Here is a 14,975-nt window from a genome sequence, read left to right as displayed (position 1 = left end):
TGCTGGCACCGTGAAAGAGATCAAAGTGAACGTGGGTGACAAAGTGTCTACCGGTTCGCTGATTATGGTCTTCGAAGTCGCGGGTGAAGCAGGCGCGGCAGCTCCGGCGGCTAAACAGGAAGCGGCTCCGGCAGCGGCCCCTGCACCAGCGGCTGGCGTGAAAGAAGTTAACGTTCCGGATATCGGCGGTGACGAAGTTGAAGTGACCGAAGTGATGGTGAAAGTGGGCGACAAAGTTGCCGCTGAACAGTCACTGATTACCGTAGAAGGCGACAAAGCTTCTATGGAAGTTCCGGCTCCGTTTGCAGGCGTCGTGAAGGAACTGAAAGTCAACGTTGGCGATAAAGTGAAAACTGGCTCGCTGATTATGATCTTCGAAGTTGAAGGCGCAGCGCCTGCGGCAGCTCCTGCGAAACAGGAAGCGGCAGCGCCGGCTCCGGCAGCAAAAGCTGAAGCTCCGGCAGCAGCACCGGCTGCGAAAGCGGAAGGCAAATCTGAATTTGCAGAAAACGACGCTTACGTTCACGCGACTCCGCTGATCCGCCGTCTGGCACGCGAGTTTGGCGTTAACCTGGCGAAAGTGAAGGGCACTGGCCGTAAAGGTCGTATCCTGCGCGAAGACGTTCAGGCTTACGTGAAAGAAGCTATCAAACGTGCAGAAGCAGCTCCGGCGGCGACTGGCGGCGGTATCCCAGGCATGCTGCCGTGGCCGAAGGTGGACTTCAGCAAGTTTGGTGAAATCGAAGAAGTGGAACTGGGCCGTATCCAGAAAATTTCTGGTGCGAACCTGAGCCGTAACTGGGTGATGATCCCGCATGTTACTCACTTCGACAAAACCGATATCACCGAGCTGGAAGCGTTCCGTAAACAGCAGAACGAAGAAGCGGCGAAACGTAAGCTGGATGTGAAGATCACCCCGGTTGTCTTCATCATGAAAGCCGTTGCTGCAGCTCTTGAGCAGATGCCTCGCTTCAACAGTTCGTTGTCGGAAGACGGTCAGCGTCTGACCCTGAAGAAATACATCAACATCGGTGTGGCGGTGGATACCCCGAACGGTCTGGTTGTTCCGGTATTCAAAGACGTCAACAAGAAAGGCATCATCGAGCTGTCTCGCGAGCTGATGACTATTTCTAAGAAAGCGCGTGACGGTAAGCTGACTGCGGGCGAAATGCAGGGCGGTTGCTTCACCATCTCCAGCATCGGCGGCCTGGGTACTACCCACTTCGCGCCGATTGTGAACGCGCCGGAAGTGGCTATCCTCGGCGTTTCCAAGTCCGCGATGGAGCCGGTGTGGAATGGTAAAGAGTTCGTGCCGCGTCTGATGCTGCCGATTTCTCTCTCCTTCGACCACCGCGTGATCGACGGTGCTGATGGTGCCCGTTTCATTACCATCATTAACAACACGCTGTCTGACATTCGCCGTCTGGTGATGTAAGTAAAAGAGCCGGCCCAACGGCCGGCTTTTTTCTGGTAATCTCATGAATGTATTGAGGTTATTAGCGAATAGACAAATCGGTTGCCGTTTGTTGTTTAAAAATTGTTAACAATTTTGTAAAATACCGACGGATAGAACGACCCGGTGGTGGTTAGGGTATTACTTCACATACCCTATGGATTTCTGGGTGCAGCAAGGTAGCAAGCGCCAGAATCCCCAGGAGCTTACATAAGTAAGTGACTGGGGTGAGGGCGTGAAGCTAACGCCGCTGCGGCCTGAAAGACGACGGGTATGACCGCCGGAGATAAATATATAGAGGTCATGATGAGTACTGAAATCAAAACTCAGGTCGTGGTACTTGGGGCAGGCCCCGCAGGTTACTCCGCTGCCTTCCGTTGCGCTGATTTAGGTCTGGAAACCGTAATCGTAGAACGTTACAACACCCTTGGCGGTGTTTGCCTGAACGTCGGCTGTATCCCTTCTAAAGCACTGCTGCACGTAGCAAAAGTTATCGAAGAAGCCAAAGCGCTGGCTGAACACGGTATCGTCTTCGGCGAACCGAAAACCGATATTGACAAGATTCGTACCTGGAAAGAGAAAGTGATCAATCAGCTGACCGGTGGTCTGGCTGGTATGGCGAAAGGCCGCAAAGTCAAAGTGGTCAACGGTCTGGGTAAATTCACCGGGGCTAACACCCTGGAAGTTGAAGGTGAGAACGGCAAAACCGTGATCAACTTCGACAATGCGATCATTGCAGCGGGTTCTCGCCCGATCCAACTGCCGTTTATTCCGCATGAAGATCCGCGTATCTGGGACTCCACTGACGCGCTGGAACTGAAAGAAGTACCAGAACGCCTGCTGGTAATGGGTGGCGGTATCATCGGTCTGGAAATGGGCACCGTATACCACGCGCTGGGTTCACAGATTGACGTGGTTGAAATGTTCGACCAGGTTATCCCGGCAGCTGACAAAGACATCGTTAAAGTCTTCACCAAGCGTATCAGCAAGAAATTCAACCTGATGCTGGAAACCAAAGTTACCGCCGTTGAAGCGAAAGAAGACGGTATTTATGTGACGATGGAAGGCAAAAAAGCACCCGCTGAACCGCAGCGTTACGACGCCGTGCTGGTAGCGATTGGTCGTGTGCCGAACGGTAAAAACCTCGACGCAGGCAAAGCTGGCGTGGAAGTGGACGACCGTGGTTTCATCCGCGTTGACAAACAGCTGCGTACCAACGTACCGCACATCTTTGCTATCGGCGATATCGTCGGTCAGCCGATGCTGGCACACAAAGGTGTTCACGAAGGTCACGTTGCCGCTGAAGTTATCGCCGGTAAGAAACACTACTTCGATCCGAAAGTTATCCCGTCCATCGCCTATACCGAACCAGAAGTTGCATGGGTAGGTCTGACTGAGAAAGAAGCGAAAGAGAAAGGCATCAGCTATGAAACCGCCACCTTCCCGTGGGCTGCTTCTGGTCGTGCTATCGCTTCCGACTGCGCAGACGGTATGACCAAGCTGATTTTCGACAAAGAATCTCACCGTGTGATCGGTGGTGCGATTGTCGGTACCAACGGCGGCGAGCTGCTGGGTGAAATCGGCCTGGCAATCGAAATGGGTTGTGATGCTGAAGACATCGCACTGACCATCCACGCGCACCCGACTCTGCACGAGTCTGTGGGCCTGGCGGCAGAAGTGTTCGAAGGTAGCATTACCGACCTGCCGAACCCGAAAGCGAAGAAGAAGTAATTGTTCGTTTGCCGGAACATCCGGCAATTAAAAAAGCGGCTAACCACGCCGCTTTTTTTACGTCTGCAATTTACCTTTCCTGTCGCCTTGCTCCGCGCTCAGAGAGACGTTCGCGTACTGCTGACCGTTGCTCGTTATTCAGCCTGACAGTATGGTTACTGTCGTTTAGACGTTGTGGGCGGCTCTCCTGAACTTTTTCCCGAAAAACCTGACGTTGTTCAGGTGATGCTGATTGAACACGCTGGCGGGCGTTATCACGTTGCTGTTGGTTCAGTGGGCGCTGCTGTACTTTTTCCTTAAACACCTGGCGCTGCTCAGGCGAGGCTGACTGAATACGCTCACGCGCTGCGTCTCTTCGCTGCTGGATCTGTGGGTTAGTCTGCATTTTCTCGCGGACTGCCTGGCGCTGCTCAGGCGAGGCGGACTGAATACGCTCACGCGCTGCGTCTCTTCGCTGCTGGATCTGTGGGTTAGTCTGCATTTTCTCGCGGACTGCCTGGCGCTGCTCAGGCGAGGCCGACTGATAACGCTGACGAGCGGCGTCCTTTTGTTGCTGGGTCAGTGGTTGGCGACGGCTGAAGTCGCGGAAGTCGTCATAGCTCCCATAGTTTTCAGCTTCATTAAACCGCTGTGCCGCTGCCTGACGTTGGGTATCTCGTGTAATGACGGGGGCGGCGTGTGTTCGTTGCTGAAACTGACTTGCTGCCGCCTGACGCTGGCTGTCGCGTGTTGGAGCAGGTAGCTGCGTGGCGCTCATTCCGCCGTTGACATCGGTTTGATGAAACCGCTTTGCCATATCCTGATCATGATAGGGCACACCATTACGGTAGTTTGGATTGTGCCGCCATGCCATATTCTTATCAGTAAGATGCTCACCGGTGATACGGTTGAAATTGTTGACGTCGATATTGATGTTGTCGCCGTTGTGTTGCCAGCCATTACCGTCACGATGACCGCCATCGTGGTGATGATAATCATCATCGTCATGATGATGATGGTCATGATCGTCGTCGTCCCAGTCGATGCTGCTGAATAGTGCGTACGTGGTAGCAACACCCATGCTATAGCCGAATCCGCGCACAAAGCTGTCAATAAACGGTTCTCCGGCTGGTGGTGGCAGATAAACCGGCGGATACGCAGTATTGGCCCAGTTCCCGTAAACCACGGTTGGGTTGTAGTTGGGAATATAGACCACATCAGGATTGGCGGGCTCAATGGAAATGACGGTTGTTGCAGGCTCTGTAATGACGGGGCTGGCAGTTGAAACGGTATTGGATGGTATGACGGGAGCCGTGACTGTCTGTGTTACCGGTACAGCTTTCTTCGTTGTGGTAATAACTTTCTGTTCGGTTGATGACTTCAGCGAGCCGGTTTGTTGCGCCAGTTGCCGCAATCGCTGTACCGAGTCCATCACGTCCTGCGGCTGCGCCAGAAAAGCATCGCCCAGGTTTTGCACCCATTGCGGGTTTTCGCCCATCAATGCCATCAATTGTGGAAAGGCCACCAGTGATTTAACGCTGGCGTCCCACGGCTGGTCAGATACCGCCTGAATAGCAGCATCGCCTTGTTTAAGTGGATTATCGTGCGACCATTGCACTGCTTGAGCAACGTTTGCCGGATAGGTTGATGCCATTAACACTTGTGAAAGCAGAGAATCGGGGTACAGCGCGACAGGCGCAACCCATTGATCGATTTGTGCAGTGCTGAATGCGGATTTGACGACGGCGGGCGTTACGGGCGGTGCGGAAACCGTTGCAGGAAGCGTAACTGCGGTGATGTCAGGCGCAGTCTGTTGTGTCGATTGCGGTTCCACAGGCGCTTCCACTGTGCGGCTTTTTATATATAGCCCGGTAGAGGCGGCACAAAGCCCGGCACTGCAAATTAGCGCCAGCACATGGGGTTTAAACGGCAAAGTCATTTTCATAATTCGGATCTCAAGGAAATCGCAATGGTCGGCGAACTGCCACCCGCAGGTGCTGTGAATCCGAGTATAAAGAGGCGGTAGTTTAAATTTTGACTAATCTTGGGATTCGTTGAGAAAGGTGATTATCACCATGCGAATTAACGAAGTTTTTACGGAGGGAAACAATCTCTAGACCATCCTTAACGATTCAGCCACTTTTTTATGTTGCTTTTTTGTAAACAGATTAACACATCGTCAAAATCCTGCTATTCTGCCCGTTGCGGTACTGGGCATTTACCCTACAAACTGCTGTCTCACAGGAGCGTGAAGAGAATCGCCTGCCGCACTATGACAATGAGAGCGAGGAGAACCGTCGTGCTAGAAGAATACCGTAAGCACGTAGCTGAGCGTGCCGCTGAGGGGATTGCGCCCAAACCCCTGGATGCAAACCAAATGGCCGCACTTGTAGAGCTGCTGAAAAACCCGCCCGCGGGCGAAGAAGAATTCCTGTTAGATCTGTTAACCAACCGTGTTCCCCCTGGCGTCGATGAAGCCGCCTATGTCAAAGCAGGCTTCCTGGCTGCTATCGCGAAAGGCGAAGCCAAATCCCCTCTGCTGACTCCGGAAAAAGCCATCGAACTGCTGGGCACCATGCAGGGTGGTTACAACATTCATCCGCTGATCGACGCGCTGGATGATGCCAAACTGGCACCGATCGCTGCCAAAGCACTTTCTCACACACTGCTGATGTTCGATAACTTCTATGACGTAGAAGAGAAAGCGAAAGCAGGCAACGAATATGCGAAGCAGGTAATGCAGTCCTGGGCGGATGCCGAATGGTTCCTGAATCGCCCGGCGCTGGCTGAAAAACTGACCGTTACCGTCTTCAAAGTCACTGGCGAAACTAACACCGATGACCTTTCTCCGGCACCGGATGCGTGGTCACGCCCGGATATCCCACTGCACGCGCTGGCGATGCTGAAAAACGCCCGTGAAGGTATTGAGCCAGACCAGCCTGGTGTTGTTGGTCCGATCAAGCAAATCGAAGCTCTGCAACAGAAAGGTTTCCCGCTGGCGTACGTCGGTGACGTTGTGGGTACGGGTTCTTCGCGTAAATCCGCCACTAACTCCGTTCTGTGGTTTATGGGCGATGATATTCCACATGTGCCGAACAAACGCGGCGGTGGTTTGTGCCTCGGCGGTAAAATTGCACCCATCTTCTTTAACACGATGGAAGACGCGGGTGCACTGCCAATCGAAGTCGACGTCTCTAACCTGAACATGGGCGACGTGATTGACGTTTACCCGTACAAAGGTGAAGTGCGTAACCACGAAACAGGCCAACTGCTGGCGACCTTCGAACTGAAAACCGACGTGCTGATTGATGAAGTGCGTGCTGGCGGCCGTATCCCGCTGATTATCGGGCGTGGCCTGACCACCAAAGCGCGTGAAGCACTTGGTCTGCCGCACAGTGATGTGTTCCGTCAGGCGAAAGATGTCGCTGAGAGCGATCGCGGCTTCTCGCTGGCGCAGAAAATGGTAGGCCGTGCCTGTGGCGTGAAAGGCATTCGTCCGGGCGCGTACTGCGAACCGAAAATGACTTCTGTAGGCTCTCAGGACACCACCGGCCCGATGACCCGTGATGAACTGAAAGACCTGGCGTGCCTGGGCTTCTCGGCTGACCTGGTGATGCAGTCTTTCTGCCACACCGCGGCGTATCCGAAGCCAGTTGACGTGAACACGCACCACACGCTGCCGGACTTCATTATGAACCGTGGCGGTGTGTCGCTGCGTCCGGGTGACGGCGTAATCCACTCCTGGCTGAACCGTATGCTGCTGCCGGATACCGTCGGTACCGGAGGTGACTCCCATACCCGTTTCCCGATCGGTATCTCTTTCCCGGCGGGTTCTGGTCTGGTGGCATTTGCAGCCGCAACAGGCGTAATGCCGCTGGATATGCCGGAATCCGTTCTGGTGCGCTTCAAAGGCAAAATGCAGCCGGGCATCACCCTGCGCGATCTGGTACACGCGATCCCGCTGTATGCGATCAAACAAGGTCTGCTGACCGTTGAGAAGAAAGGCAAGAAAAACATCTTCTCTGGTCGCATTCTGGAAATTGAAGGTCTGCCGGATCTGAAAGTTGAGCAGGCATTTGAACTGACCGATGCGTCCGCTGAGCGTTCTGCCGCTGGTTGTACTATCAAGCTGAACAAAGAACCGATCATCGAATACCTGAACTCTAACATCGTCCTGCTGAAGTGGATGATCGCGGAAGGTTATGGCGATCGTCGTACCCTCGAACGTCGTATTCAGGGCATGGAAAAATGGCTGGCGAATCCTGAGCTGCTGGAAGCCGATGCAGATGCGGAATACGCGGCAGTGATTGACATCGATCTGGCGGATATTAAAGAGCCAATCCTGTGTGCTCCGAACGACCCGGATGACGCGCGTCCGCTGTCTGCGGTACAGGGCGAGAAGATCGACGAAGTATTTATCGGTTCTTGCATGACTAACATCGGTCACTTCCGTGCTGCGGGTAAACTGCTGGATGCGCATAAAGGCCAGTTGCCGACCCGCCTGTGGGTGGCACCGCCAACCCGTATGGACGCCGCACAGTTGACTGAAGAAGGCTACTACAGCGTCTTCGGTAAGAGCGGTGCGCGTATCGAGATCCCTGGCTGTTCCCTGTGTATGGGTAACCAGGCGCGTGTAGCAGACGGTGCGACGGTGGTTTCCACCTCTACCCGTAACTTCCCGAACCGTCTGGGGACTGGCGCGAATGTCTTCCTGGCTTCTGCAGAACTGGCGGCTGTTGCGGCGCTGATTGGCAAACTGCCGACGCCGGAAGAGTACCAGACCTACGTTGCGCAAGTAGATAAAACTGCCGTTGATACTTATCGTTATCTGAACTTCAACCAGCTTTCTCAGTACACCGAAAAAGCCGATGGGGTGATTTTCCAGACTGCGGTGTAATAAGTAAGCGCACGCGCTGCGCATAAACGACACAATGCCCGGTGAATGAGATTCCCGGGCATTTTTTATTTCTAAACCATCGCCGTTCCGCTGTTTTTCTCCGGTAAGGCTGCGATAATTACATCAATGGCGCAATGCGATTTCGGCGCATTGCCGGGAGCAGAGGAACACACTATGGATTACGAATTTCTGCGCGATATTACCGGAGTGGTAAAGGTGCGTATGTCCATGGGGCATGAAGTGGTCGGGCACTGGTTTAATGAAGAGGTGAAAGAAAACCTGGCCTTGCTTGATGAAGTGGAACAAGCAGCGCACGCACTGAAAGGTAGCGAACGGTCCTGGCAACGGGCAGGGCATGAATACACCCTGTGGATGGACGGTGAAGAGGTGATGGTTCGCGCCAATCAACTGGAATTCGCTGGCGATGAAATGGAAGAGGGGATGAACTACTACGACGAAGAAAGCCTGTCGCTATGCGGCGTTGAGGATTTTCTGCAGGTCGTGGCGGCTTACCGCAATTTCGTGCAGCAGAAGTAAATAAATCTGGCGGAGCCTGGGAGCTCCGCCAGAGCCGTTAAACAGCTGGCATATTGCGCCCGTAATAAATCTCGCGCATTTCTTTCCACAGCGCAGCGGTAATTTCCTGGCGCTCGCTGTCGGTTAAATCTTCCGGTTTGGTGTGGAACATGTAGTGCTTAAGGTCGAACTCTTTAAGCAACATCTTGGTATGGAAGATATTTTCCTGATAGACGTTCACATCCACCATGTCATACAGCGCCTTCATATCGTCAGACATAAAGTTCTGAATCGAATTAATCTCATGGTCGATAAAGTGCTTCATACCGTTAATGTCGCGGGTAAAACCGCGCACGCGATAATCAATGGTTACGATATCGGACTCAAGCTGGTGGATCAGGTAATTCAGCGCCTTCAGCGGAGAAATCACGCCGCAGGTAGAGACTTCAATATCGGCGCGGAAGGTACATAAACCGCCTTCAGGATGACTTTCCGGGTAGGTATGTACGCAAATATGACTTTTATCGAGATGGGCAACGACCGTTTCTGGCAGTGGGCCGGGGTGTTCTGTTTTGTCGATGAGTTTCGGGTCGACCGGTTCTTCACTCACCAGAATAGTGACGCTGGCACCCTGTGGTTCGTAATCCTGGCGGGCGATGTTAAGAATATTGGCCCCGATAATGGAACAGGTTTCTGACAGGATTTCGGTCAGACGGTTGGCATTATAGAGTTCATCGATATAAGCAATATAACCGTCGCGCTCTTCGGCAGTTTTGGCGTAGCAGATATCGTAAATACAAAAACTCAGACTTTTGGTCAGATTATTAAAGCCATGCAGTTTCAGTTTTTTCAATTTCTTATCTTCTCCTTAGGACGGCTGTGAAGCCAGTGCGTCTTGCAGATACTGAGGTAAGGCAAAAGCTGCCGTATGGATTGCCGGATTGTAATAACGGCATTTCAGGCCAGAAGCGAGAAAACGCGCCTGAATAATTTCGGTTGAGAGATGGCGTAAGGCGTCGTTATCTGTCGCCCATGCAAAAGTCATGATACCGCCGTAATAGGTCGGGATCGCCGCCTGATAAAAGCCAACGTCGCTGAAGTAATGGCTGAGTTTGCGATGGCTGTCGATGGCTTCTTCCTGCTGTAAAAAGCAGACGCCGTTTTGTGCGACGAAGATACCGCCAGGATTCAGGCAACGTTTGCAGCCTTCATAAAATGCCGAAGTGAAAAGGCTTTCGCCGGGACCGATAGGATCGGTGCAGTCGGAGATAATGACATCAAAGGTCTGGCTGGTTTGATTAACGAAATTGACGCCATCGTCGATCACCAGCTTAAAGCGCGGATCGTCGTAGCTACCGGCGTTATGGTTGGGTAGATACTGACGGCAGAACGATACGACACCCGCATCGATTTCCACCATCGTGATTGACTCAACGTTTTTATGTCGGGTTACTTCACGCAGCATGGCACCGTCGCCGCCGCCGATAATCAGCACATGTTTCGCGTGACCATGGGCCAGTAGCGGAACATGGGTCATCATCTCATGATAGATAAACTCGTCGCGCTCGGTGGTTTGTACTACGCCATCCAGCGCCATTACGCGACCAAATGCAGCGTTCTCAAAAATGATCAGATCCTGGTGATCGGTCTTTTCATGATACAGAACGTTATCTACCGCAAAGTACTGCCCAAACTGGTCGTGTAGCGTTTCATGCCACTGTTTTTTTTCGGCCATGGGTTGATACCTCCTTTGTTAACACCCGTAAAAAAAGGGCGCAACATAATAGCTAACATTGACCGCGGATGCACGGTCAATATTTCTACAAAAAGGTATCAGGGATTATTTGACGTAGGCAAGCAGGCTTAAGGAATCGCGGGCCAGGGCTTTGCACTTTTTAGCGACGGGAATGCCAATGCCGCTGAGATCGCGGTAGCTGTCTTCACCGAGGGCTTTCATGTCGAAGGTGTCGTAATTACTGAGATCCCACTGGTTTTGCTGGGCGAAAAAGACCAGTGCGCGACGAATTTGCCCGTTAGGTAAGTTCTGGTAACCACAATCGTTCTTCAGAAAGACAAAAACTGCCGTTAAATCGGCCATATCTTCGGCTTCAGACTCGCTGAGCGCGTAACTGTTTGCGCAAACGGCCATCAGGCTGCCGAATAACACTGTTCTGAAAAACGTCTTCATTGCTTCTACCAGGGGCTTAAAGAAGATAAACGTTAGCACACTGCGAGCGAGGCGACGACCATTATTGTCGATTAAATTGTGTCTGCGGCTTGACCTTCCCGTAAGGGGAAGGACTATGCTCAACGTTTGATTTTGTTTCGCCTGCTTAAGAATAAGGAAATAACTATGCAACGTCGTGATTTCTTAAAATATTCCGTCGCGCTGGGTGTGGCTTCAGCCTTGCCGCTGTGGAGCCGCGCAGTCTTTGCGGCGGAACGCCCAACGTTACCGATCCCTGATTTGCTCACGACCGATGCCCGTAATCGCATTCAGTTAACTATTGGCGCAGGTCAGTCTACCTTTGGCGAGAAAACTGCAACTACCTGGGGCTATAACGGCAATCTGCTGGGGCCGGCGGTGAAATTACAGCGCGGCAAAGCGGTAACGGTTGATATCTATAACCAACTGACGGAAGAGACGACGTTGCACTGGCACGGGCTGGAAGTACCGGGTGAAGTCGACGGCGGCCCGCAGGGAATTATTCTGCCAGGTGGCAAGCGCTCGGTGACGTTGAACGTTGATCAACCTGCCGCTACTTGCTGGTTCCATCCACATCAACATGGCAAGACCGGGCGACAGGTGGCGATGGGGTTGGCTGGGCTGGTGGTAATTGAAGATGACGAGGTCCTGAAATTAATGCTGCCAAAACAGTGGGGTATCGATGATGTTCCGGTGATTGTTCAGGATAAAAAATTTAACGCTGATGGGCAGATTGATTATCAACTGGATGTGATGACCGCCGCCGTGGGCTGGTTTGGCGATACGCTGCTGACCAACGGTGCAATCTACCCACAACACGCTGCCCCGCGTGGTTGGCTGCGCCTGCGTTTGCTCAATGGCTGTAATGCCCGCTCGCTCAATTTCGCCACCAGCGACAATCGCCCGCTGTATGTGATTGCCAGCGACGGTGGTCTGCTACCTGAACCGGTGAAGGTGAGCGAGCTGCCGGTGCTGATGGGCGAGCGTTTTGAAGTGCTGGTGGAGGTTAACGACAACAAACCCTTTGACCTGGTGACGCTACCGGTCAGCCAGATGGGGATGGCGATTGCGCCGTTTGACAAGCCGCATCCGGTAATGCGGATTCAGCCGATTGCTATTAGTGCCTCCGGTGCTTTGCCAGACACATTAAGTAGCCTGCCTGCGTTACCTTCGCTGGAAGGGCTGACGGTACGCAAGCTGCAACTTTCTATGGACCCGATGCTCGATATGATGGGTATGCAGATGCTAATGGAGAAATATGGCGATCAGGCGATGGCCGGAATGGATCACAGCCAGATGATGGGCCATATGGGGCACGGTAATATGAATCATATGAACCACGGCGGGAAGTTCGATTTCCCCCATGCCAATAAAATCAACGGTCAGGCGTTTGATATGAATAAGCCGATGTTTGCGGCGGCGAAAGGGCAGTACGAACGTTGGGTTATCTCTGGCGTGGGCGACATGATGCTGCATCCGTTCCATATTCACGGCACCCAGTTCCGTATCTTGTCAGAAAATGGCAAACCGCCAGCGGCTCATCGCGCGGGCTGGAAAGATACCGTTAAGGTAGAAGGCAATGTCAGTGAAGTGCTGGTGAAGTTTAATCACAACGCACCGAAAGAACATGCTTATATGGCGCACTGCCATCTGCTGGAGCATGAAGATACGGGGATGATGTTAGGGTTTACGGTATAAAAAGACCGTATTCGGAAATATGCCCGGATCTCTCCGGGCATTATGGTTATTTCACATCATCCGGCAGCGCATAAGCCACAATATAGTCGCCCATCTTCGTACCAAATGAACCGTGACCGCCTGCGGAGATCACCACATACTGCTTGCCATTCACTTCATAGGTCATTGGCGTCGCCTGACCACCCGCTGGTAAACGGCCCTGCCACAGTTTTTCACCGTTGCTCATGTTGTAAGCGCGCAGGTAGTTATCTGCCGTAGCAGCGATAAACAGCACGTTACCCGCCGTGGAGATTGGCCCGCCCAGCATCGGCATACCCATATTGAACGGCACCGGTACAGGCATCGGGAACGGCATACTGTCTTGCGGCGTACCAATACGTTTCTTCCACACCACTTCATTGGTTTTCAGATCCAGCGCCGAGATATAACCCCATGCTGGCTGTTTACACGGCAGACCAAACGGTGAGAGGAACGGGTTGAGCGTGACACCATACGGTACACCGTACTGTGGCTGAATGCCGGATTCCGTACCCGTGCCTTTGGCATCTTTCGGCTGCTCCATCGGGTTACCCGGACCGCGTGGGATCAGTTTCGAAACAAACGGCAGTGCCATTGGGTTGGCAATTGCCACTTCACGATTTGGATCAACGGAAATCCCGCCCCATTCAAACATTCCCAGGTTACCCGGGAAGACCAGCGTGCCCTGTTCAGATGGCGGCGTGAAAATGCCTTCATAGCGCATCTGGTGGAACATCACGCGGCACACCAGTTGGTCAAACATGGTGGCTCCCCACATATCCGCACCGCTCAAATCTTTCTTCGGACGGAAGCTCAGTTCAGAGAACGGCTGGGTCGGAGTAACGTAATCGCCTTTCGCAGCACCTTGCGGCACCGGTTTTTCCGGGGCCGGAACCACCAGTTCGCCATTGCGACGATCGAGCACAAAAATGTTGCCGGTTTTCGCCGGAGCGTAAATAACTGGCACTTTCTGACCATTAACGGTGATGTCCGCCAGCGTCGGCTGTGCCGGAAGATCCATGTCCCACAGGTCGTGGTGAACGGTCTGGTAGCTCCACGCCAGTTTCCCGGTAGTGGCATTCAGCGCCAGAATCGAGCTGGCATAACGTTCCTGTTCCGGTGTGCGGTTACCGCCCCAGATATCCGGCGTGGTCACGCCCATCGGCAGATAGACCAGATCCAGCTTCGCGTCATAGGCCGCTGGTGCCCAGGAGTTTGGCGAGTTAAAGGTAAAGGTGTGTTCGTCAGACGGGATTGCGTTCGGATCTTTCGCGCCGGGATCAAAAGCCCACAGCAGCTCCCCGGTGTTGACATCAAAACCACGGATCACGCCAGACGTTTCGCGGGTTGAGAAGTTATCGGTAACTGAACCGGCCATCACGATGGTTTTATCGGTGATAATCGGTGGCGAAGTCGGTTCATACAGACCCGGTTTGGTGTCTGGCATATTGCTTTGCAGATTGAGCACGCCTTTATTGGCGAAGGTTTCGCACAGTTTGCCGTTTTCAGCGTTAATCGCAATCAGTCGACCATCATTGACCGGAAGAATGATACGACGCGGGCAATCCGCCATCACTTCCGGTGAAGCCGTTTCTGCTTTGGCTTCATGATAAGAGACGCCACGGCAGGTTACGTGCTGGAAAGACTCGTTAGTTTTCAGCTCAGGATCGTAATGCCATTTCTCTTTGCCGCTGGCGGCATCGAGCGCAAACAGGCGCTGGTGAGCGGTACACAGGTAAAGGGTGTCGCCCACTTTAATCGGCGTCACTTCATTGGTGATTTCGCCCGGATCGTTCGGCTGCTTCACATCGCCAGTACGGAACACCCAGGCTTCTTTCAGATTATGGACGTTATCGGCGTTAATTTGTTTCAGAGGTGAAAAGCGTTGACCTTCCTGATTGCGACCATAGGCAGGCCAGTCCTGATCGGCAACGGGTGAGATAGCTTCCGCAGGTGTGGCATTGGCGCTTAAGGTGCCGTTGATTTCCTGCGGATCGTTAAATCCGGCCCAGGTCAGGATACCACCGCTAATCAGCAGTGCCACCACCAGTGCGGCAACTGCGCCGCTGGCAGGAATGACCAGGCGACGCCAGACAAACGGCAGGATCAGCCAGATGCCGAAGAAGACCAGAATGTCGCTGCGCGGAGTCAGCGCCCAGAAGTCGAAACCAACTTCCCAGACGCCCCAAATCATGGTGCCGAGCAGCAGGGCTGCGTACAGCCAAAGCGCGGCACGTTTACTGCGCCACAGCATCCAGGCGACGCCGAGCATCACAAGACCAGCGATAGGGTAGTACCAGGAGCCGCCAATCGCGACCAGCCAGCCTCCGCCAATGAGTAGATACAGCCCGCAAAGCGCTGCAAAAAGGGCTGTTAGCGTGACGAGTAATCGTCGCGAGCCTGTATTGTTAATTGCCATAAAGAGACACCATTTCAATTCATTAATATTTTAGTAGCAATTAATTATAGGTTTTAAC

At 53.1% G+C, this 14,975-nt stretch carries 10 protein-coding genes; 5 read left to right on the top strand and 5 right to left on the bottom strand.

Annotation, left to right across the window (positions count from 1 at the left end; genetic code table 11):
* Together aceF and lpdA are read left to right on the top strand one after the other, a co-directional pair.
* A partial coding sequence (gene aceF / locus QZF50_RS11865; RefSeq protein ID WP_146347257.1) for a pyruvate dehydrogenase complex dihydrolipoyllysine-residue acetyltransferase occupies positions 1-1,435 on the top strand: 1,435 nt, incomplete at its 5' end.
* Positions 1,436-1,759: 324 nt separating this feature from the next.
* Positions 1,760-3,184, top strand: coding sequence for a dihydrolipoyl dehydrogenase (gene lpdA, locus QZF50_RS11860; RefSeq protein WP_000102485.1), 1,425 nt, complete (start codon positions 1,760-1,762; stop codon positions 3,182-3,184).
* A gap of 70 nt (positions 3,185-3,254) precedes the next feature.
* Here lpdA and QZF50_RS11855 read toward each other — a convergent pair whose 3' ends face one another.
* Positions 3,255-5,108, bottom strand: coding sequence for a DUF3300 domain-containing protein (locus QZF50_RS11855; RefSeq protein ID WP_000784506.1), 1,854 nt, complete (start codon positions 5,106-5,108; stop codon positions 3,255-3,257).
* A 354-nt stretch (positions 5,109-5,462) separates the two neighbouring features.
* On the opposite strand from QZF50_RS11855, the gene acnB reads away from it, so the two are divergent.
* Together acnB and yacL are read left to right on the top strand one after the other, a co-directional pair.
* Complete coding sequence (gene acnB, locus QZF50_RS11850; RefSeq protein WP_290388879.1) at positions 5,463-8,060, top strand: bifunctional aconitate hydratase 2/2-methylisocitrate dehydratase; 2,598 nt, start codon at positions 5,463-5,465, stop codon at positions 8,058-8,060.
* Positions 8,061-8,234: 174 nt separating this feature from the next.
* The gene (gene yacL, locus QZF50_RS11845; protein ID WP_000384306.1) at positions 8,235-8,597 is read left to right on the top strand and encodes a protein YacL; all 363 of its coding nucleotides are present in this window, start codon (positions 8,235-8,237) and stop codon (positions 8,595-8,597) included.
* Between the two features lie 37 nt (positions 8,598-8,634).
* Here yacL and speD read toward each other — a convergent pair whose 3' ends face one another.
* The 3 genes from speD to QZF50_RS11830 all read right to left on the bottom strand — a co-directional run bounded on the left by speD (position 8,635) and on the right by QZF50_RS11830 (position 10,764).
* On the bottom strand, positions 8,635-9,429 hold the full coding sequence (gene speD / locus QZF50_RS11840; RefSeq protein WP_000734287.1) for an adenosylmethionine decarboxylase: 795 nt from the start codon (positions 9,427-9,429) through the stop codon (positions 8,635-8,637).
* Positions 9,430-9,444: 15 nt separating this feature from the next.
* Entirely contained in the window at positions 9,445-10,311 is an 867-nt protein-coding gene (gene speE, locus QZF50_RS11835; RefSeq protein ID WP_000818411.1) for a polyamine aminopropyltransferase, read from the bottom strand.
* A gap of 105 nt (positions 10,312-10,416) precedes the next feature.
* A complete protein-coding gene (locus QZF50_RS11830; protein ID WP_001295568.1) occupies positions 10,417-10,764 on the bottom strand; it encodes a YacC family pilotin-like protein in 348 nt (115 codons plus the stop codon).
* A gap of 165 nt (positions 10,765-10,929) precedes the next feature.
* Here QZF50_RS11830 and cueO point away from each other — a divergent pair, with 165 nt between their 5' ends.
* A complete protein-coding gene (gene cueO / locus QZF50_RS11825) occupies positions 10,930-12,480 on the top strand; it encodes a multicopper oxidase CueO (RefSeq protein ID WP_290388878.1) in 1,551 nt (516 codons plus the stop codon).
* A 46-nt stretch (positions 12,481-12,526) separates the two neighbouring features.
* On the opposite strand, the gene gcd is transcribed toward cueO, so the two are convergent.
* The gene (gene gcd / locus QZF50_RS11820; RefSeq protein ID WP_000996827.1) at positions 12,527-14,917 is read right to left on the bottom strand and encodes a quinoprotein glucose dehydrogenase; all 2,391 of its coding nucleotides are present in this window, start codon (positions 14,915-14,917) and stop codon (positions 12,527-12,529) included.
* Positions 14,918-14,975 lie beyond the last annotated feature (58 nt).

The sequence above is a fragment of the uncultured Escherichia sp. genome, assembly GCF_948475835.1.
Classification (GTDB): Bacteria; Pseudomonadota; Gammaproteobacteria; order Enterobacterales; family Enterobacteriaceae; genus ECMA0423.
This window is presented reverse-complemented; position numbering and strand designations above follow the sequence as displayed.